General features: G+C 61.0%; 3 protein-coding genes and 1 pseudogene. All 4 read right to left on the bottom strand.

Annotated features, from left to right (window positions below; translation table 11 throughout):
- Positions 1–1,234: efflux RND transporter permease subunit (locus HUJ17_RS07530; protein ID WP_290510117.1), on the bottom strand; the 1,234-nt coding region annotated here is incomplete at its 3' end.
- Positions 1,231–2,352, bottom strand: coding sequence for an efflux RND transporter periplasmic adaptor subunit (locus HUJ17_RS07535; protein ID WP_290510118.1), 1,122 nt, complete (start codon positions 2,350–2,352; stop codon positions 1,231–1,233). The genes HUJ17_RS07530 and HUJ17_RS07535, both read right to left, overlap by 4 nt.
- A gap of 489 nt (positions 2,353–2,841) precedes the next feature.
- Positions 2,842–4,473, bottom strand: a complete 1,632-nt coding sequence (locus tag HUJ17_RS07540; protein WP_290510119.1) for a fatty acid--CoA ligase — start codon at positions 4,471–4,473, stop codon at positions 2,842–2,844.
- Positions 4,474–4,748: 275 nt separating this feature from the next.
- Positions 4,749–5,093: pseudogene (gene aspA, locus HUJ17_RS07545) on the bottom strand (aspartate ammonia-lyase); the annotation flags it as partial.

Raw genomic sequence — 5,093 nt, forward strand, 5'->3', positions numbered from 1 at the left:
GGCGCTGGATGTTTTCCAGCATGACGATGGCATCGTCCACCACCAGGCCGATGGCCAGGATCAGCGCCAGCAGGGTGAGCACGTTGATGGAGAAATCCATGATGCCCAGGCCGATAAAGGCACCGATGATGGATACCGGAATGGTCACCGCCGGAATCAGGGTGGCGCGCAGATTGCCCAGAAAGGCGAAGATCACCGCGATCACCAGCACCACGGAAATGCCCAGGGTCACCAGTACTTCCTTGATGGAGGCGCGGATAAACAGGGATTCGTCGTAGTTCACATCCAGGCTGATATCCGCTGGCAGGCTGGTGCGCACCGCTTCAATTTCCGCCTGTACGTTGTCAGAGACTGCCACGGTATTGGCCTTGGACTGGCGGATGATGCCCAGGCCGATGGCGGTCTCGCCGTTGGCGCGCAGCACGGTGTCATCGCTTTCCACGCCCAGTTCCACCCGGGCCACATCCCCCACCCGCAGCAGGTAATTACCCTGGCGGCGCACTACCAGGTCCTCGAATTCGTTCACCGAAGACAGGCGGTTGTCGGCCCGCACGGTAAAGGCACGGGACTGGGATTCCAGCCGCCCGGCGGGCAATTCCACGTTGTTGCTGCGCAAGGCCTGTTCGATATCGGTGACCGTCACCTGGTTGGCGGCCATGCTCTGACGGTCCAGCCAGACGCGCATGGCGTAGCGGCGTTCGCCGCCGATGAAGACTTCCGATACCCCGTCCAGCACCGCAAAACGGTCCACCAGGGAACGCTCGGCAAAGTCGGTGAGTTCCTGGGGGGCCAGGGTACTGCTGGTCAGGGTGACCCAGATAATGGGCCGGGCATCCGCGTCGGATTTGGCGATCACCGGGGTGTCCGCTTCTTCCGGCAGACGATTAAGCACCCGCGACACCGCATCGCGCAGGTCGTTGGCGGCCACGTCCACATCCCGGTCCAGGTTGAATTCCACACTGGTACGGGCGGAACCCAGCCGGCTACGCGATTCGATCTTGCGCACCCCTTCCACCCCGGCCACGGCCCCTTCGATGACCTGGATAATCTGGGTATCGATGACTTCCGGGGCGGCGCCGGCGTAGTCCACCGAGATGGACACTTCAGGCGGATCGATGTCCGGGTATTCGCGCACCGACAGTTTCATCAAGGCGCTGATGCCGAACACCACGATCAACAAGCTGATCACGGTGGCGAACACCGGTCGCTTGATGGAGATATCGGAGAGAATCATGCAGCGGCCTCGCTGTCCGCCTGATCGGCGTCCGGCGAGACGGGTTCCAGCAGGGCCCGCTGGCCCGGCAGCAAGGCCTCGGGGTTATCCAGCACCTGCACCGCCTGGCCGCTTCCCAGACGGGAATGGCCGTTGACCACCACATCCGGCTGGCCGGTCAGGCCGCTGGTGATTTCCACCCAGCCATCACGACGACCACCCAGGGTGACCGGATGGCGTTCGGCAGTGTTGTCGGCCGTAACGGTGAACACATAGCTCTGCGCCCCCTGGGTAATGATCGACTGCTCGGGCACCAGCAGCGCATCACGCTCGGCCAGTTGCACAGACACACGCAGAAACTGCCCGGGACGAATCCGGTCCTGGGGATTTTCAAGCCGGGCCCGGGCGGTCAGGCTGCGACTCGCCGTGCTCACCCGGGAATCCAGGTCAGTGATATTGCCTTCGAACACCTGATCCGGAAACGCTTCATTGCGGGCCTGCACCGGCAGGCCGGAAACCAGCCGTGCCAGATAGCGTTCCGGTACCTGGAAATCCACTTCGATATAGCCCAGGTTATCCAGGGTGGTGATGGCATCGCCGGTTTGCAGGTAACCGCCCGCATCCACCTGTCGCAAGCCCACCACACCGGCGAAGGGCGCCCGGATGGTATGGTCATTCAGGTTCGCCCGGGCGGCATCGCGACTGGCCTTGGCCCCATCCAGGGTGGTGCGAAAGGTATCCACTTCAGACTGGGAAATAGCGCGGCTCTTCACCAGTTTCTGGCCGCGCTGGAAATCGTTCAGCGCCCGTTGATATTCCGCTTCGCTGCGCGCCAGCTCGGCGCTGGCATTGCGGTCATCCAGAGTGACCAGCAGCTTACCCTGTTCTACCTTCTGCCCCTGGCGAAAATGAATCTTAGCCACCCGACCGGGGACTTCGGTAAGGATGGTCACTGCCTGGGCGGCACGTGCTGTACCCACCGCTTCCACCCGATCAAACAGGGAACGTTCGATGCTCGGTGCCAGGTTAACCACCGTGGGCGGACGCTGCCCCATGGGTGCCGGCGCGGGCGCCAGGGCCCACCAGAGGCCAGCACCTACCAGCAGCACCAATATCAGGGCGGCGATAATCCGCTTCATGAATGTCTCCAAAAGATGATTTGCAACAAGCCGAAAAGGAAGCTTAGCGCCCAATTATGCAAGCAATTTGTAGAGGGAGCGTTAAAGTGACAAAGAATTATGAAGGAAATTCAGTTTACGCGCAGATTCTTGCTGCAGGAGCAGAAAACCAACGACGCTTTCACCACAGAGGGCACAGAGCACACCGAGAAAACCCCAGTTCTTTTGTTTATCGCAAATTTGCTCGCCTGGCGGATGACAGCACCTGCAATCTGAATCCCTGCCCACCCCACAGATTGCGTAGGGTGCACTGAGCTCAAGGCGAACTGCACCACAACCACCATCGCCAGCAAGTTGGCACAGCAGCCATTTTTCACTCTACTCCACGATAAACCTTCTTTGCCTCTGTGTGCTCTGTGGTGGAAAGTCTTTTGATTCAGCGTCTGCTTTGTTCACCAATAAAAAGCCCGCCGAGTGGCGGGCTTTTCGGTAGCGTGACGCCTTCAGGCGTTACACCATTTCGGCGCGCATCTTCTTCTTGTCCAGCTTGCCCACGGAAGTGCGCGGCAGCTCATCCACGAAGATGACGCGATCGGGAATGCCATAGCGGCTGATGATGCCTTTGTCGGCGTAATCCGCCATCAAGGCCTTGATGCCCTCCTCATCCGCATCGCCGTTCTTGACCACCAGGGCCACCGGGCGCTCGCCCCATTTTTCATCGGGTACGCCGACCACGGCACACTCACCCACGCCCGCATGCTGCAGGATCATGCCTTCCAGGTCGATGGAGGAGACCCATTCGCCACCGGTCTTGATCACGTCCTTGATGCGGTCAACGATCTTCAGCCAGCCGTCTTCGCTCATCACCGCCACATCCCCGGTGTGCAGCCAACCGCCGGCCCACAGTTCCTCGGATTTCTCCGTGTCATGCAGGTACCCCTGGGTCAGCCAGGGCGCGCGAACCACCACTTCCCCCTGACTCTTGCCGTCGTGGGGCACGTCGTTCATTTCCGCATCGACAATACGCAGCTGCACCATGGCCACCGGGCGGCCGGTGCGGGTGCGGTAGTCCGCCTGGGTTTCCAGGTCGGCCTTTTCCAGTTCCGGGGTCAGTTGCGCCAGGGTCAGCAGTGGACAAGTCTCGCTCATGCCGTAACCGGTGTAGATATCGATGCCGCGCTCCAGGGCACCCATGGCCAGGGCCTTGGGCAGGGCGGAACCGCCGATGATCACTTTCCAGCCACTCAGGTCGATGCTCTTGGCCGCTTCCGCCTGCAACAGCATCTGGATGATGGTGGGAACGCAGTGGGAGAAAGTGACCTTCTTGGTGACCAGCAATTTGAGCAGGGAGGCCGGCTCATAGCGACCCGGGTACACCTGCTGCACCCCCATCAGGGTGGCCATGTAGGGAATACCCCAGGCATGCACGTGGAACATGGGGGTAATCGGCATGTAGACGTCGTCTTCGTTGAAACGCCCCTGGCCCACGCCGGCCATGGAAGAGCGGCCGGCAAAGGTGTGTAGCACCAGCTGGCGGTGGGAGAAGTACACGCCCTTTGGCAGGCCGGTGGTGCCGGTGGTGTAGAAGGTGGTGGCGCGGGTGTTTTCATCCAGCTCGGGGAAATCATAACGGGCCGGCGCCTTGGCCAGCAGGTCTTCGTACTCACCGGCGATGGGCAGCGCATCGCTGCTTTTCACGCCGTCGTCGTCGAGCAGAATGTAGGTCTTCACCGGCTCGATGCGGTCCTTCACCGCTTCCAGGATCGGCAGGAATTCGCTGTTCACCAGGATGGCGTCATCCTCGGCGTGATTGATGGTGTAGAGCACCTGTTCCGGGCTCAGACGCACGTTCACGGTGTGCAGCACCGCGCCCATCATGGGGATGGCAAAGAAGGCTTCCAGATAACGGTTGGTATCCCAGTCCATCACAGCCACGGTGTCGCCGGGCTTGATACCCTGGGCGGCCAGGGCACCGGCCAGACGATGTACCCGTTCTTCAAATTCCCGGTAGGTAAAGTCCCGGTCGCCGTAGGTGATGGTCTGTGCCGGCGCCTTTTGCACGCCCGCTTCGAGAATTCGGTTGATCACCAGCGGCGGCTCCACGGCGGAGGGGGTGCGCTGGATGGTGAGGTTACTGCTCATAGTGGCTCCGTTACCTTGTTATTCTGGCGATATGGGCGGGGCATGGCGTCCATACCTGTGAGTATGTAAGGCGTTCAAGACTGACACAGTCCCCCGCACGGGTCATCCGTTCAGCTGCGCCTGAGGTAACAAAATACTACTCGGTGTAGACGCTGTGTCTAGGTATAAACGCATAAAGCGCTGAAGGAAATGTAGGGTGCACGGAGCCCCAGGCGAACTGCACCATTGACCACCTCACGGTGCAGTTCGCCTGGGGCTCCGTGCACCCTACGGATTCAGAGGCGAGTGAGGGTTTTCGGGTCCAGCAGTTTTTCCAGTTCGTCCCGGGACAGGTCGGACTGTTCCTCGGCCACGTCGATCACCGGTCGACCACTGGCGAAGGCCTCCTTGGCAATCTTCGCCGCCTTCTCATAGCCGATCACCGGATTCAGGGCGGTGACCAGAATCGGGTTCTTGCCCACGCCCTCGGCCAGACGGTCTTCATTGAAGGTCATGTCGGTGATGGCCCGGTCGGCCAGGTTCCGGCAGCTGTTGGCCAACCAGGCGGTCATGTCCAGCAGGTTGCTGGCCACCAGCGGCAGCATCACGTTGAGCTGGAAGTTGCCGCTCTGGGCCGCCAC

Source organism: Alcanivorax sp. (genome assembly GCF_014762765.1).
Classification (GTDB): Bacteria; Pseudomonadota; Gammaproteobacteria; order Pseudomonadales; family Alcanivoracaceae; genus Alcanivorax.